The organism is Mesorhizobium sp. M8A.F.Ca.ET.165.01.1.1 (genome assembly GCF_004792065.1).
Lineage (GTDB): Bacteria > Pseudomonadota > Alphaproteobacteria > Rhizobiales > Rhizobiaceae > Mesorhizobium.
In genome coordinates this window covers 103166-128413 of record NZ_SRTH01000014.1, presented here as the reverse complement: position 1 = coordinate 128413, position 25248 = coordinate 103166, and the positions used below count along the sequence as shown (strand labels likewise).

Annotated in this window: 22 protein-coding genes; 16 read left to right on the top strand and 6 right to left on the bottom strand. The window is 64.6% G+C overall.

Annotated features, from left to right (window positions below):
- Positions 1-277: 277 nt before the first annotated feature.
- Positions 278-952 (bottom strand): GntR family transcriptional regulator, encoded by a 675-nt coding sequence (locus EN808_RS28100; protein ID WP_127278177.1) that lies wholly within the window; start codon positions 950-952, stop codon positions 278-280.
- A 331-nt stretch (positions 953-1283) separates the two neighbouring features.
- Between EN808_RS28100 and EN808_RS28095 the strand changes: the two genes are divergently transcribed.
- From EN808_RS28095 to EN808_RS28030, 14 genes are all read left to right on the top strand, one after another.
- On the top strand, positions 1284-2786 hold the full coding sequence (locus tag EN808_RS28095) for a sugar ABC transporter ATP-binding protein (protein ID WP_135862371.1): 1503 nt from the start codon (positions 1284-1286) through the stop codon (positions 2784-2786).
- A complete protein-coding gene (locus EN808_RS28090; protein ID WP_189524179.1) occupies positions 2783-3772 on the top strand; it encodes an ABC transporter permease in 990 nt (329 codons plus the stop codon). The genes EN808_RS28095 and EN808_RS28090 overlap by 4 nt, the downstream gene beginning before the upstream one ends.
- On the top strand, positions 3772-4803 hold the full coding sequence (locus EN808_RS28085; RefSeq protein WP_135917320.1) for an ABC transporter permease: 1032 nt from the start codon (positions 3772-3774) through the stop codon (positions 4801-4803). The genes EN808_RS28090 and EN808_RS28085 overlap by 1 nt, the downstream gene beginning before the upstream one ends.
- 14 nt (positions 4804-4817) lie before the next feature.
- Positions 4818-5753 carry a sugar ABC transporter substrate-binding protein gene (locus tag EN808_RS28080; protein WP_135862367.1) on the top strand — a complete coding sequence of 312 codons (936 nt, stop codon included), beginning with the start codon at positions 4818-4820 and terminating at the stop codon, positions 5751-5753.
- Between the two features lie 248 nt (positions 5754-6001).
- Entirely contained in the window at positions 6002-7174 is a 1173-nt protein-coding gene (gene ssuD, locus EN808_RS28075; RefSeq protein WP_135917319.1) for an FMNH2-dependent alkanesulfonate monooxygenase, read from the top strand.
- Positions 7171-8631, top strand: coding sequence for an FAD/NAD(P)-binding protein (locus EN808_RS28070; RefSeq protein WP_135917318.1), 1461 nt, complete (start codon positions 7171-7173; stop codon positions 8629-8631). The genes ssuD and EN808_RS28070 overlap by 4 nt, the downstream gene beginning before the upstream one ends.
- 168 nt (positions 8632-8799) lie before the next feature.
- A complete protein-coding gene (gene sfnG / locus EN808_RS28065) occupies positions 8800-9903 on the top strand; it encodes a dimethylsulfone monooxygenase SfnG (protein ID WP_135917317.1) in 1104 nt (367 codons plus the stop codon).
- A 117-nt stretch (positions 9904-10020) separates the two neighbouring features.
- Positions 10021-10974, top strand: a complete 954-nt coding sequence (locus EN808_RS28060) for an ABC transporter ATP-binding protein (protein ID WP_127872964.1) — start codon at positions 10021-10023, stop codon at positions 10972-10974.
- Entirely contained in the window at positions 10971-11870 is a 900-nt protein-coding gene (locus EN808_RS28055) for a branched-chain amino acid ABC transporter permease (RefSeq protein WP_127279155.1), read from the top strand. Before EN808_RS28060 ends, EN808_RS28055 begins: the two co-directional genes overlap by 4 nt.
- Before the next feature lie 2 nt (positions 11871-11872).
- Positions 11873-12910 (top strand): branched-chain amino acid ABC transporter permease, encoded by a 1038-nt coding sequence (locus tag EN808_RS28050; RefSeq protein ID WP_127279154.1) that lies wholly within the window; start codon positions 11873-11875, stop codon positions 12908-12910.
- 71 nt (positions 12911-12981) lie between these two features.
- A complete protein-coding gene (locus EN808_RS28045; RefSeq protein ID WP_127279153.1) occupies positions 12982-14319 on the top strand; it encodes an ABC transporter substrate-binding protein in 1338 nt (445 codons plus the stop codon).
- A gap of 74 nt (positions 14320-14393) precedes the next feature.
- On the top strand, positions 14394-15185 hold the full coding sequence (locus tag EN808_RS28040) for an ABC transporter ATP-binding protein (protein ID WP_127279152.1): 792 nt from the start codon (positions 14394-14396) through the stop codon (positions 15183-15185).
- Positions 15186-15209: 24 nt separating this feature from the next.
- The gene (locus EN808_RS28035; RefSeq protein WP_135917316.1) at positions 15210-16457 is read left to right on the top strand and encodes an SfnB family sulfur acquisition oxidoreductase; all 1248 of its coding nucleotides are present in this window, start codon (positions 15210-15212) and stop codon (positions 16455-16457) included.
- Between the two features lie 167 nt (positions 16458-16624).
- Positions 16625-17110: a hypothetical protein gene (locus EN808_RS28030; protein WP_127872968.1), complete on the top strand. Its 486-nt coding sequence runs from the start codon at positions 16625-16627 to the stop codon at positions 17108-17110.
- A gap of 20 nt (positions 17111-17130) precedes the next feature.
- Here EN808_RS28030 and EN808_RS28025 read toward each other — a convergent pair whose 3' ends face one another.
- The 5 genes from EN808_RS28025 to EN808_RS28005 all read right to left on the bottom strand — a co-directional run bounded on the left by EN808_RS28025 (position 17131) and on the right by EN808_RS28005 (position 22840).
- Positions 17131-17670, bottom strand: coding sequence for a hypothetical protein (locus EN808_RS28025; RefSeq protein WP_135917315.1), 540 nt, complete (start codon positions 17668-17670; stop codon positions 17131-17133).
- Complete coding sequence (locus EN808_RS28020) at positions 17663-20542, bottom strand: sarcosine oxidase subunit alpha family protein (protein WP_135917314.1); 2880 nt, start codon at positions 20540-20542, stop codon at positions 17663-17665. Before EN808_RS28020 ends, EN808_RS28025 begins: the two co-directional genes overlap by 8 nt.
- Complete coding sequence (locus EN808_RS28015) at positions 20539-20805, bottom strand: sarcosine oxidase subunit delta (RefSeq protein ID WP_127872971.1); 267 nt, start codon at positions 20803-20805, stop codon at positions 20539-20541. The genes EN808_RS28020 and EN808_RS28015 overlap by 4 nt, the downstream gene beginning before the upstream one ends.
- A gap of 27 nt (positions 20806-20832) precedes the next feature.
- Positions 20833-22086 carry a sarcosine oxidase subunit beta family protein gene (locus EN808_RS28010; protein WP_135917313.1) on the bottom strand — a complete coding sequence of 418 codons (1254 nt, stop codon included), beginning with the start codon at positions 22084-22086 and terminating at the stop codon, positions 20833-20835.
- A gap of 94 nt (positions 22087-22180) precedes the next feature.
- Positions 22181-22840 carry a TetR/AcrR family transcriptional regulator gene (locus tag EN808_RS28005; RefSeq protein ID WP_189524178.1) on the bottom strand — a complete coding sequence of 220 codons (660 nt, stop codon included), beginning with the start codon at positions 22838-22840 and terminating at the stop codon, positions 22181-22183.
- A gap of 277 nt (positions 22841-23117) precedes the next feature.
- Between EN808_RS28005 and EN808_RS28000 the strand changes: the two genes are divergently transcribed.
- Both EN808_RS28000 and EN808_RS27995 read left to right on the top strand, forming a co-directional pair.
- Positions 23118-24557: an aldehyde dehydrogenase family protein gene (locus EN808_RS28000; RefSeq protein ID WP_135917311.1), complete on the top strand. Its 1440-nt coding sequence runs from the start codon at positions 23118-23120 to the stop codon at positions 24555-24557.
- Positions 24558-24618: 61 nt separating this feature from the next.
- Positions 24619-25194, top strand: coding sequence for a DUF1349 domain-containing protein (locus EN808_RS27995; RefSeq protein ID WP_135917310.1), 576 nt, complete (start codon positions 24619-24621; stop codon positions 25192-25194).
- Positions 25195-25248 lie beyond the last annotated feature (54 nt).

Genomic DNA, 25248 nt, shown 5'->3' with positions numbered 1-25248 from the left:
CCCAAACTCTGAAAAGGCCACCCCGAACAAAGCCGGGGGGCGAAAGGCATAAGGAATACTAATATAATAGAATGTTAGTGGTCAAGCGTCGCCTGGATAAGCTGCGTTCGCCGGGCGTTAAGGAAGAGAGTTGGTGGCGGAACGGATGACGGCCAGCACCTCCGGCCAGACCGCGGCGTGCGCGCTGGTATTCCGCGATCGCCTATGCCTTCAGGCCGATACAAAGTCCCATTCTTCGCATGTGCCAATCGTGTCCCGGTTGCGGTGCCGTCCGGCTTCAGCCGAGAAGCTCGGCGGCGACTTCGAGCGTGTTGCGGAAGGACGTTTCGAGGTGGTGCTCCATCGCCCGCGCGGCGCCTTCGGCATCGTGACGCTTCAGCGCGTCGAGGATGGCTTCGTGCTGCTCGATCGTCTGTTCGCCGTAGCCGGGCTTTGGAATGGCGAGGTAGCGGCCGCGATCCATCTGCGCCTTGGAAATATCGACGGCGCGCCAAATCATCGGCAGGCCGCAAATCTCGGCAATGGTGCGATGAAAGACGTCGTCGAGCTGGATCGCGGTGGCGTATCGGCCGCGCGATATGGCAAGCCGATGTGCCGCCATATTGTCCTCCAGCAGTTCCGCCGACGCCGGTGTGAGCTTGACGGCCGCGCGCCGTGCGCTCTCCATCTCCAGTGCCCGCCGGATGACATAGGCTTCTTCCAGATCGGCACGACTGATCGGCGCGACATAGGTGCCGGTCTGCGCCAGGATCTTCACCAGGCCTTCGTCGCTGATGCGCTTGACGGCTTCCCGCACCGGCGTGCGCGAGACGCCGAGCGCTTCGGCGATCGCCACCTCGTTGATCACTTCCCCCGGCTTCATCTGCCCGACGACGATCAGGTTGCGGATCTTGTGATAGATCTGATCGCGGAGCGGCAGAGCCCGATTGAGGGTCGAAGGGTCAAGGTCCATGGCAAATCCGTAGCTTCGTTCACCGGAAATGATCAGATTATATTAGAATGTAAATCGGAATGCACCCGATGCGAGGGGTGGTCTCTATCGACAATGGGATGGTCGCGCAGGTCATCGGAATCCAGCTTGCCAGAACTGTTATATTAGTGCAATAGATCCTCGATAGTGATGAATTTCACCGCGAAGTGAAGGCCTGAACCAAGCTGCACGCCGAGAGGGCATGCCTTCTGGCCGCATTGGTTCGCGCTCTAAAATGGAATTATACTAAAATAACACAACAGCTCGATGCCATGGACAACGGGCCGGCCTGCCGGGAGGAACCTAGCCAGACATGACTGTCGCCGCCGACTGCGCCTTGGACATGAGAGGCATAAGCAAGACGTTTCCGGGCGTGAAGGCTCTGTCAAACGTCAATTTTGCCGTCAGGTTCGGCACCGTGCATGCGGTCGTGGGCGAGAACGGCGCCGGCAAATCGACGCTGATGAAAGTGCTCAACGGCTCCTACGCGCCGACCAGCGGCACCATCAAGGTCGGTGGCGCCGAGGTGCGCATGCGCCGTCCCGCCGACGCCCAGGCTCTCGGCATCCGCATGGTGCACCAGGAAATCAATCTGGTGCCGGACCTGACTGTCGCGGAAAACGTCTATCTCGGCCGCATGCCCGGCAAATGGACCTTTCTGCGCAAGGGCGAGATGGTCAGGAAGGCCGGCGCCGTCCTTGCCGAACTCGGAGCGGCCATCAATCCGCGCGAGCGGCTGGGCAATCTGTCGATCAGCCAGCAGCAACTCGTCGAGATCGCCAAGGCCTATGCCGCGCAACCCCGGATCATCGTGCTGGATGAGCCGACATCGAGCCTCAGCGAGCATGAAACAACAGCGCTGTTCAGGATCCTGCGCAAGATGCGCGATGACGGCATCGCCATCATCTACATCAGTCATCGCTTGAAGGACGTGCTCGAGATCGCCGACGAGGTGACCGTGCTGCGCGACGGCTCCATGATCGAGACGCGCCCGATCGAAGGCATCACCGCCGCGCAGATGATCAGGCTGATGGTCGGCCGCGAGGTCAGTAACGTCTTTCCCAAAAGCCAGGCCGAGATCGGCAAGTCGGTGCTGCGCGTCGAGCGCATCAGCGACGGCACGCGCTTCCGCAATGTCAGCTTCGAGGTGCGAGCCGGCGAGATACTGGGCCTGACCGGCCTGGTTGGTGCCGGCCGCACCGAGGTGGCGCGCGCAATCTTCGGCCTGTCGCGCCTCGTCGAGGGCACGGTCAGCGTCAACGGCCGCGAGGTCTCGATCAATTCCCCATCGCAGGCCGTTAAGGCCGGGATTGCGTACGTTCCGGAGGACCGCAAGGGCGATGGCATCGTGCCTGGCATGTCGATCCGGGAGAACATCAGCCTGCCCATCCTGCGGCGCCTGAGCCGTTTCGGGCGCATCAGGCGAAGTGCCGACCGGGCGTTGGCGGCGGACTACGTGAAGCAGTTTTCGATTTCGCCGCCCGATGGCGAACGGCGCATCAATCTCCTTTCCGGCGGCAATCAGCAGAAGGCGGTCATCGCCAAATGGCTTGCCGCCAGGCCGTCGGCGCTGATCCTCGACGAGCCGACGCGCGGCGTCGACGTCGGCGCCAAGGCCGAGATCCACAACATCATCGGCCAGCTCGTCGCAAGCGGCATGGCGGTGGTGATGATCTCGTCCGAACTGCCCGAGATCCTGGGCGTCTGCGACCGTGTCGTGGTCATGCGCGACGGACATGCCTGCGAGCCGCTGGAGCGCGCCGAACTCAGCGAAGAGCGCATCATGGCCCTGGCGACCGGGGAGGAAATGGCGTGACCGACGCGGCCGTGGAGATCGTCACCCCCGACCGCTTTACGCGCGGCAGCAAGCTTGTCGATGCCCTGTCTAAGGCGGGCCTCGCTTTCGCCATCCTCGCCGTCATGCTCTATGGCTCACTTGTCAGCCCTGCTTTCTTCACATCCGGCAACCTCCTCAATGTGCTGACCTCGATGTCCATCGTCGGCATCGTCGTCGTCGGCATGACCTTCGTGCTGGTGGTCGGTGGCCTGGCTGACCTGTCGGTGCCGGCCACGATCGCCTGCGGCGCCATCCTGTCGCTCGGGCTGCAGCCGATGATCGGGCCTCTGCCCGCCTTTGTCCTTGCGGTCGGCCTCGCCGGTCTGATCGGCCTGCTCAACGGCGTGCTGGTCGGTTATGTCGGCATCAATCCCATCATCGCCACGCTCGGCATCGGCACCATCGGGCTGGGCATCGTCCAGGCTGCCGTTGGCGGCGTCATCGTCTATGGCAGCAATCCCGCCTCGGCCGAATTCGCCAAGGGCCGCCTGTTCGGCATTCCGGTCGTGGTGCTGATCTTCCTGGTCATTGCCCTCATCGGCCATTTCGTCCTGTCGCGCTCCTTCTGGGGCCGATGGACGCTCGCCACCGGCGGCAATTACAGCGCCGCCGAGGCAAGTGCCGTCCCCGTGCAGGCCGTGAAGGCCGGCGCCTTTGTGATCACGGCACTCGCCTCCGGCATTTCAGGCGGGCTGCTCGGCCTGACCTTGCAAAGCGCACGACCGCTCATCGGCGCCGGCTATGAATTCAGCGCCGTCACCGCGGTGGTGGTCGGTGGCGTCTCGATCATCGGCGGCTTCGGCTCCGTGCCGCGGGCGATCGCCGGGCTGATCTTCGTGCAGCTTCTGACCAACGTCATGGTGCTCGACGGCGTGCGCACGCCGATCCAGGGTTTCGTGCTCGGCATCCTGATTGTCGGGGCTGTCGGCATGGATGCCGCGTTGCGCAAGCGGGGAGTGGCTTGATGCGTCTTCTCGTCCTCGCCTCGCGATACCGGGTCGTGATCATCCTCGGCCTTACCCTGGTCGCTTCCGCGCTGCTCGTTCCGGGTTATCTGTCGGCTTCGACGCTCAGCCTCGGCCTCGACAGGGCGGCCACGATCGGCCTGATCGCCATTGGGCTTACCGTGCTTCTGATATCGGGCCAGATCGACCTATCCGGTGGCGCGGTGTTCGCGCTGGCCGGGATCGTATCCGTCATCCTGCAGCGAGAGATCGGCATCCTGCCCGCCGCGATCGTCGCCATCCTTGCCGGCACGCTGGCGGGCGCCATCAACGGCGCCCTGGTCGTCGGGCTGAAGGTGAATTCGCTCGTCCTGACACTGGCCACGATGCTGATCTTCCGCTCGCTGGCGCACTGGATCACCAACAGCCAGCCGGTGTCGGGCACTGACATCATGCTTTCGCTGGCTCTGGCCAAGATCTACCTCGATGTCTTCACCATTCGCAGCGCACTGTTCATCATCCTGATCGTACTGCTGCATTTCTGGCTGACGCGCACCATTCCGGGCCGCAATGTCTTTGCCGTCGGCTCCAATCCGGCGGCCGCCAAGGAGAGCGGCATCGCTTCGGACCGCATCGTCTTTCTCGGCTTTGTCTTTGCCGGCACGCTTGCTGGCTTCGCCGGGGTTCTCCAGAGCCTCGTCACCAACACCGGGTCGCCCGTCTTCGGCTCGGAACTGACGGTTGCCGTCATCGCCGCGGTCGTTGTCGGCGGTACCCGCCTCGAAGGCGGCAGGGGATCCGCGCTCGGCACGCTTGGCGGCGTGCTGACGATCGGCTCGCTGACCATCGCGATGGAGTTCCAGTCCGTTCCCGCATACGTCCAGCAGGTCGTATCGGGGCTCATCCTGATCCTGCTCGTCATGCTCGATCGGGCCGTTACCACCACGGGGAGGGCTCAGGGCACACGCCCCGCGCTCGTTCGCGACAATCCAATCACTCAAGGAGGAAAAGCATGGTTGGGAGGAAAAGCATGGTTGGGAGGAAAAGCATGATTGGGAGGAAAGATATGATTGGCAAGAGAAGCATGCTCCAGATCGCCGCCGTGGCGTTGCTGGCGTCGACAGGCTGGGCCAATGCCAAGACGGTCTGCTATGTGACGGCGGCGGATTCGCACGCCTATGCGACGCCGGCCAACAAGGCGCTCGAGGCCCGTGCCAAGGAACTCGGCGTCGAGATTCTCAGCCTGAGTCAGGACTTCGACGTCCAGAAGGGCACCGAGCAGCTCAACACCTGCGTGGCGCGCAAGGTTGACGGCATCATCCTGTGGCCGCTCGACCCGCAGGCCTACATCCCTGGCCTGGCCCGCGCGCAGCAGGCCAACATCCCGGCGATCCTCATCAATTCGCCGATGAGCGACGACGCCAAGCCGTTCATCAAGTCATTCACCGGACCTGACGTCTACGAGGAAGGCAAGCTGGCGGCGGATTCGCTGAGCAAGGCGCTCGGCGGCAAGGGCTCTGTCGTGATCATCGCCGGCCAGGCCGGCAACGGCACGACGATCGGCCGTGTCAGCGGCTTCACCGACCGCCTCAAGGAAACCAGCGCCGACATCAAGGTGCTCGACACCGTCAATGCCGACTTCGACCAGCAGAAGGCGCTGGTCGTGAGCCGCGACCTCATCACTCGCTTCGGTGACCAGATCAGCGGCGTCTATGCCAATGACGACACCATGGCACGCGGCTTCATCGACGCCTGGAAGGAGGCCAATCCCTCCAAGGCGGCGCCGCCGATCGTCGGCATCAACGGCCAGAAGGACGCGTTCGAATCGATCCGCACCAACGAAATGTATTCGACCATCGTGCAGTCGCCGGTCGAGGACGGCCGCCTGGCGATCGACACCATGGCCGAGATCATCGACGGCAAGGAGGTCAAGGACCGGCTGCCGATCCCGCTGACCGTCGTCACCAAGGACAATGTCAACGCGGTGGAACCGGCGTTCTGACAAGGCCAAGGCCGGCCCTGCATAGTTGGCCGGCCTCTCCGCTCGTTGCGGACGGCGCAGCATGAGGAAGAATTTCTAATTGCGGCGGAGGATTTGGAATAAACTAACTCTACAGAATTTATAGAATAAGCAATCTGCATCGGCGATCTGTTTCCCGGACAGGACCACGCCATGCCCGACCTTTTGCGCCTGCCTTCAACCGCCCCAGACCTAGGCCGTCACCGCCGCCATCCAGCGGGAGGCAGGTCATGAGCCGCGATGTCGCCGACCGCATCAAGGTGCTCTGGTTCCTGCCGACACATGGCGACAGCCGCTATCTCGGCACGACCGAAGGCGGCAGGGCTGTTGACCTGCCCTATCTGACGCAGGTGGCGAAAGCGGCCGACACGCTGGGCTATTACGGCGTGCTGTTGCCGACCGGCCGGGCCTGCGAGGATTCCTGGGTGATTGCCTCGGCGTTGGCGCCGCTGACCGAGCAGCTGCGTTTCCTCGTAGCCGTGCGGCCCGGCCTGCAGTCCCCAACGCTTGCCGCGCGCATGACCGCCACGCTCGACCGCATCTCCAACGGCCGCCTGCTGATCAACGTCGTCACCGGCGGCGATCCGCTGGAGAACAAGGGCGACGGCATTTTTCTCTCGCATGCCGAGCGCTACGAGGTGACGCAGGAATTCCTCCACATCTACAAGCGCGTGCTGAGCGGCGAGACGGTCGAGCACCAGGGCAAGCATTTCCGCATCGAGGACGGTCGCCTGCTGTTCCCGCCAGTGCAGACGCCGTATCCGCCGCTCTATTTCGGTGGCTCGTCGGACGCCGGATCGCAAGTGGCGGCGCAGGAAATCGATAAATATCTGACCTGGGGGGAACCCCCGGCCGATGTCGAACGCAAGCTCGACGCCGTGCGCGAGTTGGCCGAAAAGGCCGGCCGCAAACTTTCCTTTGGCATTCGCCTGCATGTCATCGCCCGCGAGACGACCGAACAGGCCTGGGCCGCCGCCGACCGCCTGATCAGCCGGCTCGACGACGCGACCATCGCCTCGGCGCAGAAGGTTTTTGCCCGCATGGATTCGGTCGGCCAGGCGCGCATGAGCGCGCTGCATGGCGGCCGCCGCGACAAGCTCGAGATCGCGCCCAATCTGTGGGCCGGCGTCGGCTTGGTGCGCGGCGGCGCCGGAACCGCACTGGTCGGCGATCCGGACACGGTCGCCGAGCGCATCGACGAATACCGGCGCCTCGGCATCGACACCTTCATCCTGTCCGGCTACCCGCATCTGGAGGAAGCCTATCGTTTTGGCGAACTGGTGCTGCCGAAACTGCCGACCGATCATCCGGTCAAGGCCGCCAGCTCTTCGGTGAACACCGGACCGTTCGGCGAGACCATCGCCGGCGACCATCGGCCGAAGTCGCTCGCCAGCGCCTCGTGAACGCGCTGCCTCCGGCCCGCCGATTGCGCATCGCCATCATCGGCGGCGGTTTTTCCGGTGCCGCCGTGGCCTGGCACCTTGCGCGGACAAATCGGCCGGAGCGCCTGTCGATCTCGGTGATCGAGCCGCGTTCCGCGCTTGGCGGCGGCCTTGCCTATTCCAGCGAAGAACCATCCCACCGCGTCAACGTCCCGGCCATCCGCATGAGCATGGCTCCTGAAGACCCGCAGCATTTTGCGCGCTGGTTGGCCGGCAGTGGCGAAATCGAACGGGACCCGGATGCCTTGTGGAAGAACGGCGATGTGTTTCCGCGCCGGCGTGTGTTCGGCCGCTATGTCGCCGAGCACCTTGCACCCTGGCTCGACTCCGGTGCTGTCCGCCATGTCGAAGCTCAGGCTACGCAGGTAATACGAGAAGCCAATGGCGCGGCCTGGACCGTGCAGACCTCCGCCGGACCTGTCGCGGCGGACGTCGTCGTGCTTGCCGCGACGCATCCTCTGCCGGCGATCCCAACTCCACTTGCCTCCTTGGCTGAAGCACCTGGCTTCATCGCCGATCCCTACGCACCGTCGGCACTTGCCGAGATCGGGCTGGAGGCGTCGGTCCTGATCGTCGGCTCCGGGCTGACCTCGGCCGACATAGTGGCCGAACTTGATCGTCGTGGCCATCGCGGCCGCATCCTGGCGCTGTCGCGGCGCGGCCTGCGCTCGCGCGGCCACCCGGATATCAGACATGAGCCTTTCGGCGACTTTGCGTCGGCACCGGCCACATCGGCGCTCGGCCTGCTGAAGAACATTCGCGGCACACTGGCGGCGGCGCAGGCCGCCAGGGTCAACTGGCAGTCGGTCTTCGACCAGCTGCGCCTGCAGGGGCCGGCGCTGTGGGCGGCCCTTTCTCCGCCGGAGCGTGCAAGGCTGGTCCGCCAGCTGCGCGTGTTCTGGGACGTGCATCGCTTCAGGATCGCCCCCCAGGTCGCTGCCGTGCTCGACCGCCGCCAGACGGACGGCGCGTTCGACACCATCGCCGCCAGGCTTGTCGCGTCGAACGACGAGGGCGAGAGCCTCGCGGTCAGCTTCCAACGGCGCGGACAGACGCGGATCGAGACGGCACGCTTCGATGCCGTCATCAACACGACAGGGCCGGCTCATGGCCAGGCGCTCCAGTCAAACCCGGCGCTGCTTTCGCTGACTGAGGCCGGGCTGATTAGGGCCGACACATACGGGCTCGGTATCGAGACCAGCCTCGATAGCCTTGCGATCGGCAGCGATGCCAAGCCGGTTGCCGGGCTTTTCGTCGCCGGTCCGTTGGCGCGGGGCACGTTTGGCGAACTCATGGGCCTGCCGGAGGTCGCTCGTCATGCACAAAGGGTCGCGGCCGAAATCGCTGGGTTGTTCGACACGCTCCCCTCAGCCGAGCCGGTTGGCGCCAATGCCGGGAGCGTTGCGGTCGCGCGCTGACAAGCGCAAGCCGGCCCGGTCGGAGAAAATTGGTATTTCCGTCCCGCAAAGGGTTCAAAAACGGAAAATCCTTCTTTGTATATAAATTCCATAAACATAATAAATATTGAAGAAATCCGGCTACGCGCCGGACCGATCAACGACACGGCCCGGAATGGGAGACAGTTCATGGCACATGCAGGAACCGACGCGGTCAAATTCGCCTATTGGGTGCCCAATGTTTCGGGCGGCCTGGTGATTTCCAACATCGAGCAGCGCACCAACCATTCGGCCGAGTACAACCGCAAGCTGGCCCAGATCGCCGAGAAGGCGGGCTTCGACTACGCGCTGAGCCAGATCCGTTTCACCGCCGGCTACGGTGCCGACGAGCAGCATGAATCGGTCGCGTTCAGCCATGATCTGCTGGCGGCCACCACCACGCTGAAAGTCATCGCCGCGATCCTGCCTGGCCCCTGGAACCCGGCGCTGGCGGCCAAGCAGATTGCCACCATCAGCTATCTGACCAATGGCCGTGTCGCCATCAATCTCGTCTCCGGCTGGTTCCGTGGCGAATTCCACGCCATCGGCGAACACTGGCTCGACCATGACGAGCGCTATCGCCGCTCGGAGGAATTCATCCGCGCGCTGCGCGGAATATGGACGCAGGACAGCTTCACCTTCCGGGGTGATTTCTACCGCTTCAACGAATACTCCCTGAAGCCGAAGCCGCCGCAGCCCCTGCCCGAAATCTTCCAGGGCGGTTCCTCGCGCGCCGCCCGCGACATGGCATCGCGTGTTTCGGACTGGTACTTCACCAACGGCAACTCGCCGGCCGAAATCGCCAAGCAGGTCGATGATCTCAAGACCAAGGCACAGGCCAGCAATCATTCCGTCAAGGTCGGCGTCAACGCCTTCGCCATCGTCCGCGAGACCGAGGACGAGGCCAAGGCGGTGCTCGCCGAAATTATCGCCAAGGCTAACCCCGAGGCTGTCAACGCCTTCGGCCACGAGGTCAAGAATGCCGGCAAGGCCTCGCCGGAAGGCGAGGGCAACTGGGCAAAATCCTCCTTCGACGATCTGGTCCAGTACAATGACGGTTTTCGTTCGAACCTGATCGGCACGCCGAGGCAGGTCGCCGAGCGCATCGTCGACCTGAAGCGCGCCGGCGCCGATCTCATCCTGCTCGGCTTCCTGCACTTCCAGGAGGAGGTCGAGTATTTCGGCAAGCACGTCATTCCGCTCGTTCGCGAGCTGGAAAACGCCGAGCAGGCAGCGTCGCTGGCAGCGGAATAGTCATCTCCCCCAAAAGCTGGCCGGGCAGCCCGGCCAGCACAGGTTTTCAAGCGCGCTCGATCTTTCGGGCGGCATCGAGAATTCGTGCGCCTGCGGGCGAAATCGAGGACGATTGGAATGCCGTTGCCCAGCTATGCCTTAGGAGCGATGGAAGCCTCGGTCTACGCGCCGGAAGTCTTTGCGCGCGGCCTGCCCTCCGTGCTCCAGCCTGCACAGTTGTCCGAAGGCGACGCTGGGGCGGCCGGATCTACTGCCAATGCAACTGCTCCGCTGCTGTCGCTTCAGGGCATCGCCCTGTCGTTCGGCGGTGTCGTCGCGCTGGCCGATATCGACCTATCGGTTCGATCAGGTGAAATCCGCGCCATCATCGGCCCGAACGGCGCCGGCAAGAGCTCGCTGATCAACGTCATTAGCGGCGTCTACCGCCCAGATCGTGGCCAGGTCCGGCTCGCCGGCGTCGGCTATACCCAGGTGCCGACGCAGCGGCTGGCGCATTTGGGCGTCGCCAGGACCTTCCAGAACCTCGCTCTGTTCAAAGGGCTCAGCGTCCTCGACAATGTTGCCTCCGGCCTCGCCTACAAGGTCCGTTCCAACTTCGCCGGCCAGGTGCTCGGCATCGGCCGCTCGCGCGGCGAGCGGCGCGACGCCTTGAGCCGCTCCGCCCAGATCCTGGAATTTCTCGACCTCGCCGCCGTTCGCGATCGTCTTGCCGGCACGCTGCCCTATGGATTGCAGAAACGGGTCGAACTCGCCCGGGCGCTGGTGGCGGAACCGCGCCTGCTGCTGCTCGACGAACCGATGGCCGGCATGACAGCGAGTGAGAAAAGCGAAATGGCTGATTTCGTCCGCGCCGCGCGCGACCGCTTTGCCACCACGGTCGTCCTGATCGAGCATGATGTCGGCGTCGTCATGGGCCTGTCCGACCGTATCGCCGTTCTGGACTATGGCCGCAAGATCGCTGACGGCACCCCCGAAGAGGTCCGCAACGACCAGCGCGTCATCGATGCCTATCTCGGCATCGCCTCCGACAATGAGGCCCTCTCCTGTGATGAAGGAAGGGCGGGCATATGATCGCCGATTTCGACTACCAGTTTTTCATCGAAGTGCTCGTCGGCGGCCTGCTGTCGGGCGTCATGTATTCGCTGGTCGCGATCGGCTTCGTGCTGATCTACAAGACCTCGGGCGTGCTCAACTTCGCCCAAGGCGCGATGCTGCTGTTCGCCGCACTGACTTTCGTCAGTCTTGTCGAACGCGGTGTTCCGTTTGCACTGGCATTGGTGGCAACCTTCGCCATCATGGTGGTGATCAGCATCGCCATCGAGCGCACGGTGCTCAGGCCGCTCACCAACAAGCCGCCGATTACCCTGTTCATGGCGACGCTTGGCCTGTCCTACATCATCGAGGGCGCTGCCCAATTGATCTGGGGTACGCAGGTCCACGGTCTCGACCTCGGCATCGAGGACGTGCCGCTGGAAATCGGCGGCGTGCTGATCAGCCAGTTCGACATCTTCGCGGCGGTGGTCGCGGCCGGCATGGTTGTCGTGTTGTCGCTGTTCTTCCGCTACACCCGCATCGGCCTCGCCTTCCGCGCCGTCGCCGACGACCAGTTCGCCGCACTCGCGGTCGGCCTCAGGCTGCCGCTGATCTGGGCGACCGTCTGGGCGGCGGCCGGCCTCGTCGCGCTGGTCGCCGGGCTGCTCTGGGGTGCCCGCCTCGGCGTGCAGTTCTCGCTGTCGCTGGTGGTGCTCAAGGCGCTGCCGGTGCTGGTGCTGGGCGGCTTCGATTCCATCCTTGGCGCCATTGCCGGCGGGCTCCTGATCGGCGCCAGTGAGAAGCTCGCCGAGGTCTATATCGGCGACTATTTCGGCGGCGGCATCGAGAGCTGGTTCGCCTATGTCGTCGCGCTGGTCTTCCTCTTGATCCGTCCCTCCGGCCTGTTCGGCCAGAAGCTCGTGGAAAGGGTCTGACCATGGCCGCTATTGCAGCCGACTTCTCCGCGCCGGTGCTGCCGAAATGGATCGCGCCCGTCCTGTTGCTTGCCTTCGCCTATGGCGTCGTGCCGCTGATCGGATCGAGCTATTTGTTCGAGGCCATACTGCTGCCGTTCCTGGCGCTCGGTCTCGCCGGTGTGGGGTTGAACATCCTCACAGGCTATGCCGGCCAGGTCTCGCTGGGCAGCGCCGCCTTCATGGCGGCCGGCGCCTTCGCCGCCTATAATTTCAACTTGCGCGTCGAGGGCCTGCCGCTGATCGGCAGTATCGTTCTCGCCGGCATCGTCGCCGCTTCGATCGGCATCGTCTTCGGCCTGCCGAGCCTGCGGTTGAAGGGCTTTTATCTCGCCGTCTCGACGCTTGCCGCACAGTTCTTCGTGCAATGGGCGCTGACCAAGTTCAGTTGGTTCTCGAACAACTCCGCCTCCGGCGTCATAGACGCGCCGAGGCTTTCGATAGGAGGCTTCGCGCTCGACGGCGCCGTCGGCCGCTATCTCTTCGCGTTGACCATCGTCAGCATCCTCACCTTCCTTGCCTATCGGCTGGTCAGTTCGCAGACGGGACGAAACTTCATCGCCATCCGCGACAATGAAACCGCCGCCCGCATCATCGGCATACCGGTGCTGAAGACCAAGCTGCTGGCATTCGCCATCTCCTCCTTCATCATCGGCGTCGCCGGCGTCATCTGGGCCTTCGCTTATCTCAGGACAGTCGAGCCTGATGGCTTCGACCTCGACCGCTCGTTCCAGATCCTGTTCATCATCATCATCGGCGGCCTGGCCTCGATCCGTGGCGCCTTCTTCGGTGCCGCCCTCATCGTCGTGTTCCCGCTCGCCCTGTCGCGCCTTGGCGGCTTCCTGCTTGGAGACGTCTTTGACTCGGGCGTGCTCGACATGAGCCAGCGCATCGTGCTCGGCGCCCTCATCATCCTGTTTCTGATCCTGGAACCCGATGGGCTGGTGGCCCTGTGGGACAGGGTCCGAAGACGGCTCCTGTTCGCCTGGCAGTCGACCTGAGCCCCGCATTCACGCCTGAAAATGAACCAGAGGCCGAACCCAAGACGGCCCATACCGGGAGTACCCCAACCATGACCTTCCTCAGCACACTCAAGGCGGCGGCTTTGTCCGCGGCGATGATCGTGTCGGTGGCCTTGCCATCAGCCCATGCCGACGAACAATATTTCCCGCTGCAGAGCTATCGCGTCGGGCCTTATGCGGCCGGCGGCACCGGCTTCTTCGGCGGCTTCATCGACTATCTCAACCTCATCAACATCCGCGACGGCGGCGTCAACGGCGTCAAGCTGACCTGGGACGAATGCGAGACCCAGTATGAGGTCGAGCGCGGCGTCGAATGCTATGAGCGCCAGAAGAGCCATGCCGGCGCGGCCGCCTGGAACCCGCTCTCGGTCGGCATCGCCTACGCCATGATCGACCGCATCACCGCCGACAAGGTGCCGCTGATAACGGTCAACCACGGCCGCACCGATTCCACCGACGGGCGTGTTTTCCCCTACGTCTTCCCGCTGCTGCTCAACCCCTACAGCGAGACGTCGGGCATCGTGAACTACATCGCCTCGAAGGAGGGCGGCATCGACAAGCTCAAGGGCAAGAAGATCGTCGTGCTCTATCACGGCTCGCCCTATGGCAAGGAGACCATACCGATCTACGAACTGCTGGCGCAGAAATACGGCTTCGCCGTGCAGCAGATCGAAGTGCCGCATCCCGGCAACGAGCAGCAGTCGCAGTGGCTGACCATCCGCCGCGCCAAGCCTGATTTCGTCGTCCTGCGCGGCTGGGGCGTCATGAACCCGGTGGCGCTGAAGACCGCCGTTAAGGTCGGCTACCCCGTCGATCACATCGTCGGCAATGTCTGGTCGAACTCGGAAGAGGACGTCATTCCCGCCGGCGACGCCGCCAAGGGCTACACCGCCATCACCACCCAGGCTTCGGGCAATTCCTATCCCGTGGTGAAGGAAATCGTGAAGACCGTCTACGGCGCCGGCAAAGGCAACCTCGAGGACAAGTCCCGTATCGGCTCGGTCTACCACAATCTCGGCATCGTCAACGGCATTCTCAACGTCGAGGCGATCCGCGTCGCCCAGGAGAAGTTCGGCCACCGCACGCTGACCGGCGACGAGGTCCGCTGGGGTTTCGAGCATCTCAAGCTCGATCCGGCCAAGGTCGAGGCGCTCGGCGCCAAGGACCTGTTCCACTCGATCAATGTCAGCTGGGACAACCATGAGGGCGAGGGCTACGTCACCTTCCAGCAGTGGGACGGCAAGAAGTGGAACGTCGTCTCCGACTGGATCGCCCCGGACTGGGCGCTGCTGCGGCCGATTATCGAAAAGTCCGCCGAAGCCTATGCCGCCGAGAAGGGCATCAAGCTACGCACCGCCGACGATGCCAACGCAGTGACCACCAACTGATCAACAGGCCGGGTGCCGCGGATGCCTTCCGCGGCGCCGGGCCGGTTCGGTTCCGACAAGTACGGAAGACAGTCATGCCCGACACCGAAATCATCCTTGCTGTCGACGCGGTCCACGCCACCTACAACCACGCCATCACGGCGCTGCACGGCGTCAGCTTCGAGATCAGGCGCGGTGAGATCCTGGCGCTGCTCGGCGCCAATGGCGCGGGCAAGACCACCACGCTGAAGGCCGTCTCCAACCTGCTGCCGGCCGAACGGGGCCAGGTCAACGCCGGCACCATCCGCTATGAGGGCTCGGATGTCGCGCGCCGCAAGCCCGGCGATCTGGTGCGTGCCGGCCTGGTGCCGGTACTGGAAGGCCGCCACTGCTTCAAGAGCCTCACCGTCGAGGACAATCTGGTCGCCGGCGGCATCGGCCGCGGCGGCCGCCGCGCCGAGATCAGCGCCGACCTCGAACGGATCTATGCCTTTTTCCCACGTCTGAAGGAAAAGCGCCGGACCTTGTCGGGCCTGACCTCTGGCGGCGAACAGCAGATGACGGCAATAGGCCGGGCGCTGATGTCGCGGCCGCGCTTGCTCGTGCTGGACGAACCGTCGATGGGGCTCGCCCCGCTCATCGTGCAGGATATTTTCCAGACGTTGAGGAAACTCAACAGCGAGACCGGCCTGTCGATCCTGGTCGCCGAGCAGAACTCGGCGGTAGCACTTCGCTATGCCGACCACGCCACCGTGCTCGAAAACGGCGTCTCCGTGCTCTCCGGCACAGCCGCCGATCTCCGCCAGCGCGAGGATATCAGGGCGCTCTATCTCGGCCAGCAGCCGACGCCCGCCCCCAAGTCCCCCCATCTCCATGCCGTTGCCTGAACCGAAATTTGAAGGAGCAATGAAATGACCGTCTCGACCGTCAAGACCGACCATGCTTCCGCCGCCGTACCGCCGGTCGCAAGGCCCTCGGCGCCGGCACATATCATCAGGGACGACGCCGAAGCGATCGCCGTCGCCCACGCTCTGGCCGCCGAATTCGTCAAGGATTCGTCGAAGCGCGACCGCGAGCGAATTTGGCCGGTAGCCGAACTCGACGCCTTTTCGCAAAGCGGCCTCTGGTCGATCAACGTGTCCAGGGCATTCGGCGGTCCCGAAGTCTCCTATGCAACGCTGGCCAAGGTGATCGAGATCATCTCGGCGGCCGATTCTTCGATCGGCCAGGTCGCGCAGAACCATCTCGGCGTCGTCGCCGCCATCCGCACCGTCTCCGACATCGAGCAGCAGAAGCTGCTTTTCGCCGAGGCGCTGAAGGGCACGCGGTTCGGCAACGCCTTTTCCGAGTTCGGCTCCAAACGCGCCGCCGATTTCGAAACCCGCTTCACCGATGCCGGCGACCATGTCGTCGTCAATGGCCGCAAATTCTATTCCTCTGGCGCGCTGCTCGCCCATCTGGTGCCGATCGTCGCGCTCGATGACGAGGGCCGTGCCTGGTATGCTATCGCCGATCGCGGCGCGCCGGGCCTGACGGTCGTCGACGACTGGTCGAGCTTCGGCCAGCGCACGACGCTGTCGGGCACTGTCATCATCGACAATGTCAAGGTGCCGAAGACGCATCTGGTGCCCGGCTACAAGGGCTACGACAAGCCGACCGCCGACGGCGCCATCTTCCAGATCATCCAGGTGGCGGTGGATACCGGTATCGCCCAGGCGGCGATCGACGAGACGGTCCACTTCGTCAGGACCAGGAGCCGCGCCTGGATCGACAGCGGTGTCGACAATGCCTGGGACGATCCCTACACCATCCAGGCGATCGGCGACCTGACGCTGCGCCTGCACGCGGCGCAGGCGCTGCTCGAAAAGGCTGGCCACGCGATCGACAAGGCGGTGGCCGAGCCGACCGCCGAGATCGTGGCGCACGCCCAGATCGTCACCGCGGAAGCAAAAATCCTGTCGACCGAGATCGCCATTGCGGCGACGAACAAGCTGTTCGAACTGGCCGGCACGCGCTCGACATTGGCCGAGCACAATCTCGACCGCCATTGGCGCAACGCCCGGACGCACACGCTGCACGATCCGGTGCGCTGGAAATATTCGATCCTCGGCAAATATTTCCTCAATGGCGAGAATCCGCCGCTGCACGCCTGGAGCTGATTTCCCACCGGCGGCCGGACGCGCGCCATCGTCGATACGGTCATCGCCAAGTGATTTCGCCCTGCCGGTTACCCCCTTCGGGGTGCCGGTGGCGGGGAAAGCTTACGCGCAATTTACGACCATCGGCTACACCGGTTCCTGTCTGATTCGCCCGGGACAGGAACATCATGAGCAAAGCCCTCACATCCTTCGCACTGGTCGCGGTGCTGACCGCCTTGCTCATGGCGCTCAGCCTGGCGGTGGCCAGGCACGGCTATCCCTATGGCGCCATCGGTGTGAGACGGCTTGACGGCATCGCCGATGCCGGCACGTTCATTCCACTTGCCGCGGTCTATTTCTTCAGCGCCCTGCTGATGATGCTCCTGCCGATCAGGGCAGCCAGCATTGTGCTGACCAACGCCGCGGACGCGATCTTCTGGACCGTCATCGTACTGTTTGCGGCTATCCTTGGCTGCCTCGTCGCCAGATGGGCTTTCGGTCAGCGGGATGTCTTGTGGGCGGTGCTGAACTGGCGGTTCCTGTTTGCGGCCGCGATCATCGGCTGCCACTTCGTCATGAACGAGCTGCGTCGCAATGTGCTGCTGCGCAGCCTGTTCTTCGTGATCTTTGCCGCCGCGACACTGGCCTGCCTGTTCTGGTCTTTCACGCTCTGAGCGGGAATGTCGTCGCCTGCCTAACTCGGTGATTCGGCGGCGATGTTGGCGGCAGCCGTCTCCATCCACGTCCAGAGATAGGCGGCGAGACCGCGATCGACGTGGATGCGCAGCTTGTCGTCATGGCGATAGACGATGGCGCTGATGCCGGCGAAGGATAGCGCCGCGCTGGCACTTGGCTGCGCGGGATCGAGCGTCGTTCCACGCGCGATGAAAGCATCGAGTGCCGGGCCTTCGGCCTCGAACACCTGCAGCCCGGCGCTGATCACCGTCACCGCGAAGCCTTCCGCGTGCCAACCGGAGGCAATGGCAAGCGGCGTGTTCGACACCACGAGCAGCCGGTCGCGCGCCAGCCGCGCGGCATAGCGGTCACCCTGAGCCGCGCCAAAGGCGCCCACGCCAGTCCCGTCCACGCCGGACAGGCGCATCCAGGCGTCGAGGTCGCCGCTGATCAATATCTGGTCGAGGCCAGGGACAGCGCGTACCACGAGGCCGGGTGCATTAATGGTCGCCGACGGCCAGTCCGGCGCGACAGACCATTTTTCCGCGAGATCACGCATTGAGCCGGTCTCCCGACGGGTCGTAGGCGCAAGGGGCGGCGATCGTCGCCGTCCTGAGCTTGCCGAGATGTTGGATTTCGATCGTTTCGCCGTGCCGCGCCGCACCCCGTTCGATCAGGCCAAGCGCAATCGGCTGGCCGAGGGTGGGGCTCTGATAACTGGAGGTGACAAAGCCGATGCTGCGCAGTTTGCTGCCGCGCCGCTCGATACCGTGCGCGCCGGTGGCAAGTGCTGCTTCGTCCCGCGGCACCGCCAGCCCGACCAATTGCATGCGGTCGGGCCGAGAAGCCTCCTCGGTGAACAGCGAGCGGCGGCCGACGAACTCGCTCTGGCGCTTCGTCCGGGGACCCGCCACGCCAAGATCGTGCGGCAGCGTGGTACCGTCGGTGTCCTTGCCGATGACGATGAAGCCCTTCTCGGCACGCAGGATCATCAGCGCTTCCAGCCCGATGAGAACGGCATCGAACGCCTGGCCGGCCTGGCGCAGATGCGCCCACAAAGGTTCGGCGCGATCCGCGCGGATAGAGACTTCATAGCTCCTGTCGCCGGTGAAACTGACACGGGCAATCCGAACCTCGTCTCCCGCATAGCTGCCATGGCCGATCGCCATATGCGGAAGGTCGGCGTCGGCGAGTGAAAGGCCGAGCCCCACCGTTTCGAGCAGCCTACGGGCGTTCGGCCCGGAGACGGTCAGCGTCGCCATCTCCGATGTCGCGTTGTGGATGTAGACGGCGCCGCGCCCGAACCGGTCCTGGCGCCATTCCTCCAGCCGGGCGTGCACGGCGGCGACATGCGAGGACGAGCACGACACGACGAAACGGTGCTCGCCCAGCCGCACCAGCACGCCGTCATCGAAGACCACGCCGTTCTCCGAGAGCATGAAGCCGTAGCGGCAGCGGCCAGGCTTCAGCGTCGACATGGTGTTGTAGTAGAGGAAATCGACGAATTCGGCCGCCCGCGGTCCGATCACCTCGATCTTGCCGAGCGTCGAACCGTCGAACAGCGCGACCGACCGGCGCGCGCGAAACGCCTCGTCCTGGATGGCGCGTCCCGCGTCCGCATTGCGACCGCCATAGTGCGCCGGGCGCAGCCAGCCGCCATATTCCTGGAAGACGGCGCCGTTGGCGCGATGGACGTTTTCCAGCGGCAGCCGGCGCACCGGCGCCATCAACTCGCCAGCGCGGGCGCCGGCGAAGCTCGCCAACGGCACCGGCGTGAAGGGTGGGCGGTAGGTGGTGGTGCCGACTTCCGGCACCGTTCGGCCGGTGATCCCGGCCATCAGCGCCAGTCCGGGCAGGTTGGAGGTCTTGCCCTGATCGGTCGCCATGCCGAGCGTGGTGTAGCGCTTCAAGTGCTCGACCGAGACGAAGTTTTCGCGGGCCGCCAGTTCCACGTCCTTCACCGTGACGTCGTTCTGGTAGTCGATCCAGATTCGTCCTTTCGAGCCGGGCACCGGCCAGGCGGCTGCAATCCCGGCTGTCGCTTCCGGACCGGTGCTGCGCGGGGCCTTCGCCTGGCCGAGCGATGCGACGGCTTTCTCCGCGCCGGCGAACACGTCCGACAAGGAAACCGCGCCGGCGGCGGCGCCAGCCACGGAAATGCCGTCGACCGGATTGCCAGGCAGGAAGGCGGCGCGGGCCTCGCTCCAGGCAAGCTTGCCCCTGGCCTGGCCAAAGAGATGAATGGTCGGCGTCCAGCCGCCCGAGACCAGCACACAATCGGCGTCGAGCCTGGTGCCGTCGTCCAGCGTCACGCCTTCAACGCGTAGCCTGCCCGCCGCGGAGGCAAGCGCCCGCCCCTTCAACAGCCGTATCCTGGCTGGCGCGGCGGGCATCCCGTCACGCCTGATCTCGACAAGCGTCACTTCGGCGCCGGCCTCGGCGATCGCCTCCGCGACCTCATAGGCACTGTCATTGTTGGTGGCGACCACGACGCGCCTGCCAACCAGCACCGCGTGGCGCCTGAGATAGGCGAGCGCGGCATCGGCCGACAGGATTCCCGGCAGATCATTGTTGGCGAAAGGCAGCGGCCGCTCGATGGCGCCGGTAGCCAGCACGATCCGGCGCGGCCGGACCCGCCATAGCGTGTCGGGCCGGCCATCGAAATGGCGCTGGTTCAGGCCGACCAGATTGTGGTCGTAGATGCCGAAGGCCGTGGTCGAAGGCAGGATCAGATGTCCCCCGCCGGCAAGCGACGCCAGCGTCTCCTCGAGCCACCCGGCAGCCGGCCTGCCGTCGATCTCGCTGGCGCGGTGGCCGAGCGACCCGCCCGGCTTCTGCTGGTCGTCGACCAGCGTCACGGAGAGGCCCATGCCGGCCGCGAGCTTGGCCGCCGCCAGTCCGGCCGGCCCAGCGCCCACCACCAGCACGTCGCAATGATGATTGATCTGGTCGGCCGGGCCTGATGAGATCCAGTCCTTGTCGACCTTGCCCAGTCCGGCCATGGCGCGGATGCGTGGCTCGAACATGTGCCAGTCCGGCCACATGAAGGTCTTGTAGTAGAACGCCGCCGGGATGAAGCGCGCAAAACGGTCGAGGAAGGCGTTGCGGTCGCTCAATGCATTGGGCGTCGCATTGACGCTTTTGGCCGCCAGCCCATCGTGTGCCGGCTCGGTCGTGGCACGTGTGTTCGGCCTCGCGTGTGGGCCACCAATATCGACCAGCGCGTTGGGTTCCTCGACGCCGGCACCCCAGATGCCGCGCGGCCGGTGGTATTTGAAGCTGCGGCCGACGACCGCGACGTCGTTGGCGAGCAGCGCGGAGGCGATGGTGTCGCCGGCAAAGCCGTCCACGCTTGTGCCGTCGAAGCTGAAGCGGAGCGGGCGCGAGCGGTCGATGGCGCTGCCGCCGGTAGCAAGACGCGAGGCGGTCATGCCGCGTGCTCCTCGCCCAGCGCGGACGAGGACAGCACCTCGTGCGTGAGCGTGTCGCGCTCCATGACGAAGAACTCGCCGCAGTTCATATGCACCCAGATTTCGCGCGCAGCGCCTTTCGGATTGGAGCGTAGGTAGAGATAGTTGGCCCAGCGATCGATCGGCACATCGCCGCCGTCCGGCCTGGTATTGCCGGCATCGCCGCCATAGTGGAATTCGGTCTCGTCGCGCGGGCCGCAGAACGGGCAAGGAAAGAGCTGCATGACGCCTAGTCCTGGTCTCTGTGTATATCAGTGCGCGATGCCGGAGCCGGCCGCTTCGTCGATCAGCCGCCCACTGGCGAAGCGGTCGAGATCGAAGGGCCGGCTGATGTCGTTGTGCTTGCCGCTCGCCAGCAGGTTCGCCAGCAACGTGCCGCCGGCGGGGATCGCCTTGAAGCCGCCCGTGCCCCAGCCGCAATTGAGGAACAGGTTGGGCAGCGGCGATTCCCCGATGATCGGCGAGGAATCCGGCACGACGTCGACAATGCCCGCCCATTGCCGCATCAGCTTCAACTGGCCGAAGATCGGGAACATCTCCAGCACCCCCGTGATCACCGTCTCCAGCGTCGGCAAATTGCCGCGCTGTGCATAGGAAGGGATGCGGTCGAGCCCGCCGCCAATGACGATCTCGCCCTTGTCCGACTGGCTGACATAGACGCCGGTGCCGGGCGACAGGACCACCGTGTCGAGGATCGGCTTGACCGGTTCGGAAACGCAGGCCTGCAGCGCGTAGGAGTTGATTGGAAGCCGGAAGCCGGCTTTTTCAGCCAGAGCCGAGGAGTGCCCGGCCACCGCCATGCCGATGCGCTCGGCACGGATCGTGCCGCGCGTCGTCTGGACACCGCGGCAGCGGCCGCCCTCGACGATGAAATCAGTGATCTCGCAATTCTGGATGATGTCGACGCCGAGCCGGCTCGCCGCGCGCGCGTAACCCCAGGCGACCGCGTCATGGCGCGCCGTGCCGGCCCTGCCTTGCCAGATGCCGCCGAACACCGGAAACCGCGCGCCGGCCGAGAAATTATAGATCGACGCCACCCGGCGCACGTCCTCGGGCGAAAACAGCTCCGCATCGATGCCGCTGATCTGCATGGCGTTGACGGTGCGCGCGCCGACTTCCATTTCGGCGGTCGAGTGACACAGATTGACCATGCCGCGCTGCGACAGCATGACGTTGTAATTCAGATCCTTGGACAGGCCTTCGTAGAGCCGGTGCGCCAGCCCGTAGAGCTCGACGCTCTGAGGATAATAATAATTGGAGCGCACCACGGTGGTGTTGCGGCCTGTATTACCGCCGCCGATCCAGCCCTTTTCCAGCACGGCCACCCGGGCGATGCCGTGATTCTTGGCCAGGTAATAGGCCGTCGCCAGCCCATGGCCGCCGCCGCCGATGACGATCGCGTCGTAGGACGGTTTCGGCTCGGGCGAGCGCCAGGCCTGTTTCCAGCCGGTCTGGCCGGCCAGGCCTTCCTTGAACAGCGAGAGAGCGGAATAGATGCGGGTCATTGTGTGGGCGACAAGCCTGGTTGATCAGGGCAAACCTAGGGGTAATGGACACGTATGTCTAGTTGCCGGTCATCCCGGCTTGCGTCAGCCAACGCTAGCGGTTCTGCGAGATGGTCTCCTCCACGTAACGTGAAAAATCCTCGACATCGCCCGCCGTAGGCTCCTGTCCGGTGAAGCTGCGCAGATACGCGGCAACATGCGGCAGGCGGCTGCTCATCGGCTCGTCGAGTTCGAGCGAATAGTAGCCGATCTGCATGAAATAGAGCACGCGGGCCCGCACGAATGCGTCTTCCTCCTCGTAGCCATGACGCATGAACATGCCGCGGATGGCATTGACCCGTTCTTCGTCGGCCTCGTCCAGCGCGCGCCTTGTCGCGGGGGAGCGGCGAGCCCATGCCCGGATCGCGAAATCCAGCCGGGGGTCGAACAGCTTTTCGTCCACCCAGCATTCGAAAATGCTCATCACCCCGCGAATGACAGTCGCGGAAGGGCGTTCGGCGCGCTCGACGATGAATCGGGTATTGGTCTGCCGCCAGTGGTCCAGCAACTGGTCGAGCAGGTCCTGGCGGCTCTTGAAATACCAGTAGAAGCTCGAGCGCGAGACGTCGAGCTGCTGGCCAAGCGTCAGCACGCGGACGCGTTCGACGCCGTCCGAGATCAGGGTTTCAAGCGCGAGCTTCAGCCAGTCTTCGCGAGTGGCCTTGATATTGCCGGTGGCGCCGGCACGCTGGATCGTCGTCTCGAGTGCTGTCATCGCCACGACGCATGACATGCCGGATCAGGCAAATCAAGGTCGTGGACATATGTGTACAGGGCAATTCGACCTTGACCCGGCGAGCCATCCACCGATGTTGGCTGGAGTGGTTGTCGACGCGGCACTGCCGCCGCTGCACCGGAGGCATGAGCGCAGGCCCGGGGACTTTTGTCGCGGCCTTCGAGCCCAGTGCGTGCTTTCCCGCAAGGCAATTGTCTGGCAAATACCACTTCAGACAGATGCCGCCGCGCGGCCAACAGCCAGGGAAGGCAAGGACATGACAGCGTTTCGAAAGAACCTCATCGACGGCGAATGGGTCGGCGATGCCGGATCCCGCAACATCAACCCCTCGGATACCGGCGACGTCGTCGGCGAATATGCCTCGGCGGGGGTCGAACAGGCGGGCCAGGCGATCGCGGCGGCCAAGGCGGCGTTTCCGGCATGGTCCCGCTCCGGCCCGCTGGCGCGCCATGCGGTGCTGAAAAAGGCCGCCGACGAGATCATGGCGCGCAAGGACGAACTCGGTCGCAACCTGGCGCGCGAGGAAGGCAAGACGCTGGCCGAGGGCATTGGCGAGACCATCCGCGCCGCCCAGATATTCGATTTCTTTGCCGGCGAAACACTGCGCTTGTCGGGAGAGGTGGTGCCAAGCGTGCGGCCGGGCGTCGGCGTCGAGATCACGCGCGAAGCGGTTGGCGTTGTCGGCATCATCACGCCATGGAATTTCCCGATCGCCATCCCCGCCTGGAAGATCGCTCCGGCGCTGGCTCACGGCAACACCGTCGTCTTCAAGCCGGCCGAACTCGTTCCCGAAAGCGCCTGGTCCATCGTCGACATCCTGCACCGCGCCGGCCTGCCCAAGGGCGTGCTGAACCTCGTCATGGGCAAGGGCTCGGTGGTCGGCCAAGCAATGCTCGACAGCCCCGACGTCAACGCCGTCTCCTTCACCGGCTCGGTGGGAACCGGCAAACGCGTCGCCGCGGCAAGTGTCGAGCACATGCGCAAGTTCCAGCTCGAAATGGGCGGCAAGAACCCGCTGGTCGTGCTTGACGACGCCGATCTCGCGGTCGCTGTCGATTGCGCGCTGAACGGCGCCTTCTTCTCGACCGGCCAGCGCTGCACGGCCTCGTCGCGTTTGATCGTCACCAACGGCATCCACGACCGTTTCGTCGACGCGCTCAAGGAGCGCATGGAAAAGCTGGTGATCGGCGACGCGCTCGACGCGCAAACGCAGATCGGCCCGGTGGTCGACGCGACCCAGCTCAAGCAGGACGAGGACTATATCGCCATCGGTGTCCGGGAAGGCGCCACGCTCGCCTTCGGCGGTGAACGGCTCGACCGCAAGACGCCGGGTTTCTATCTCAAGCCGGCGCTGCTCACCGAGGCCACCAACGCCATGCGCAGTTCGCGCGAGGAGATCTTCGGCCCCGTCGCCAGCGTCATCCGCGTCCAGGACTATGACGAAGCGCTTGCCGTCGCCAATGACACGCCGTTCGGCCTGACCTCGGGCATCTGCACCACGAGCCTCAAGCACGCCACGCATTTCAAGCGCAACTCCGAAGCCGGCATGGTCATGGTCAACCTGCCGACGGCGGGCGTCGACTTCCACGTCCCCTTCGGCGGGCGTAAGGGTTCGAGCTTCGGCCCGCGCGAACAGGGCCGCTATGCCATGGAGTTCTACACCACGGTAAAGACCGCTTATACGTTCGCGGGATGATCCGGCGCCGGCTTGCCGGCCGGCGAACCGTCACCTCCTCGAAAAACCGACGGTGCAAGCGATGACATTGCAGGACCTGACCTGGCTCAACCCGCCGCCGCACCATGCCATCGACGGTGATGCCGTGCGCGTGCGCACCGGCAAGGAGACCGATTTCTGGCGCGAGACCTTCTATGGTTTCTGGCGCGACAACGGCCACTTCCTCTATCGGCAGGTCGAGGGTGACTTCACCGCCGAGGTCACCGTCAAGGGCGACTACGAGGTGCTTTACGACCAGGCCGGGCTGATGGTCCGGCTGAGCGAAACGCACTGGATCAAGGCCGGCATCGAATACACCGACGGCCTTGCCTATTTATCCGTCGTCGTCACCAACGACACGTCGGACTGGTCGCTGGTGGCCATTGCCGCCGGCCCGGACGGCGTCAGGATCCGCCTGACCCGCCATGGCGAGGCGATCCGCGTCCAGTATCTCGACGCTTCCGACGGTCATTGGAAGCCGGTGCGGCTCGCCTATTTCGCCATCTCGAAGCTGGTCGATGTCGGTATGATGTGCTGTTCGCCGCAGCGTGAGGGTTTCGAGGTCACGTTCTCCGGATTTTCGGTCGGCCCGCCGATTGCGCGGGACCTGCACGACTGACGCCACGAGCCCGCCTTGGCCTGTGTGAGCAAGCAGGCCGGACGTTGCGGCCAT

Bases quoted from the DNA above. Each gene is read 5' to 3' on its own strand.
- EN808_RS28100 (WP_127278177.1), bottom strand. From the start codon at position 952: ATGGACCTTGACCCTTCGACCCTCAATCGGGCTCTGCCGCTCCGCGAT.
- EN808_RS28095 (WP_135862371.1), top strand. From the start codon at position 1,284: ATGACTGTCGCCGCCGACTGCGCCTTGGACATGAGAGGCATAAGCAAG.
- EN808_RS28085 (WP_135917320.1), top strand. From the start codon at position 3,772: ATGCGTCTTCTCGTCCTCGCCTCGCGATACCGGGTCGTGATCATCCTC.
- EN808_RS28080 (WP_135862367.1), top strand. From the start codon at position 4,818: ATGATTGGCAAGAGAAGCATGCTCCAGATCGCCGCCGTGGCGTTGCTG.
- ssuD (WP_135917319.1), top strand. From the start codon at position 6,002: ATGAGCCGCGATGTCGCCGACCGCATCAAGGTGCTCTGGTTCCTGCCG.
- sfnG (WP_135917317.1), top strand. From the start codon at position 8,800: ATGGCACATGCAGGAACCGACGCGGTCAAATTCGCCTATTGGGTGCCC.
- EN808_RS28060 (WP_127872964.1), top strand. From the start codon at position 10,021: ATGCCGTTGCCCAGCTATGCCTTAGGAGCGATGGAAGCCTCGGTCTAC.
- EN808_RS28055 (WP_127279155.1), top strand. From the start codon at position 10,971: ATGATCGCCGATTTCGACTACCAGTTTTTCATCGAAGTGCTCGTCGGC.
- EN808_RS28050 (WP_127279154.1), top strand. From the start codon at position 11,873: ATGGCCGCTATTGCAGCCGACTTCTCCGCGCCGGTGCTGCCGAAATGG.
- EN808_RS28045 (WP_127279153.1), top strand. From the start codon at position 12,982: ATGACCTTCCTCAGCACACTCAAGGCGGCGGCTTTGTCCGCGGCGATG.
- EN808_RS28040 (WP_127279152.1), top strand. From the start codon at position 14,394: ATGCCCGACACCGAAATCATCCTTGCTGTCGACGCGGTCCACGCCACC.
- EN808_RS28035 (WP_135917316.1), top strand. From the start codon at position 15,210: ATGACCGTCTCGACCGTCAAGACCGACCATGCTTCCGCCGCCGTACCG.
- EN808_RS28030 (WP_127872968.1), top strand. From the start codon at position 16,625: ATGAGCAAAGCCCTCACATCCTTCGCACTGGTCGCGGTGCTGACCGCC.
- EN808_RS28025 (WP_135917315.1), bottom strand. From the start codon at position 17,670: ATGCGTGATCTCGCGGAAAAATGGTCTGTCGCGCCGGACTGGCCGTCG.
- EN808_RS28020 (WP_135917314.1), bottom strand. From the start codon at position 20,542: ATGACCGCCTCGCGTCTTGCTACCGGCGGCAGCGCCATCGACCGCTCG.
- EN808_RS28015 (WP_127872971.1), bottom strand. From the start codon at position 20,805: ATGCAGCTCTTTCCTTGCCCGTTCTGCGGCCCGCGCGACGAGACCGAA.
- EN808_RS28010 (WP_135917313.1), bottom strand. From the start codon at position 22,086: ATGACCCGCATCTATTCCGCTCTCTCGCTGTTCAAGGAAGGCCTGGCC.
- EN808_RS28005 (WP_189524178.1), bottom strand. From the start codon at position 22,840: ATGACAGCACTCGAGACGACGATCCAGCGTGCCGGCGCCACCGGCAAT.
- EN808_RS28000 (WP_135917311.1), top strand. From the start codon at position 23,118: ATGACAGCGTTTCGAAAGAACCTCATCGACGGCGAATGGGTCGGCGAT.
- EN808_RS27995 (WP_135917310.1), top strand. From the start codon at position 24,619: ATGACATTGCAGGACCTGACCTGGCTCAACCCGCCGCCGCACCATGCC.